Annotated in this window: 1 pseudogene; it reads right to left on the bottom strand. The window is 28.9% G+C overall.

The annotated features are described in order from the left end of the window. Positions 1-56 precede the first annotated feature (56 nt). Positions 57-304, bottom strand: a pseudogene (locus AC23L6_RS13400) (histidine kinase); the annotation flags it as partial.

The following is a 304-nucleotide window of genomic DNA, read 5'->3' as shown; positions in this document are numbered from 1 at the left end:
GGATCAATTTGATTTTTAAGACTTTCAAACTTAGCAGATGCATTTCCGGCTATTACTTACTGTTCTTTGAGTTTATTTTCTTGATACCATTTATAGAGATAGATAAAGTGGACTATCAATAAAACTAAAAATGTAAAAACCGATGCAACTATGTAATTTGAAGCCTTCTCCTCTTTAAAAAATATTCTTAGTGATTGTTTTTCTATACCATCGCTAATAAAAAGTCTCAAAAGATAAATCACAATTAAAGAAAGGACAAAAGAAGCTAAGAAACCAATGGCAATTCTTCGTCTTGAAAATCTTT

This window comes from Flavobacterium sp. R1_16 (genome assembly GCF_057652095.1).
The sequence above is the reverse complement of the archived record's forward strand: the minus strand, read 5'-3'. Positions and strand labels throughout refer to the sequence as shown.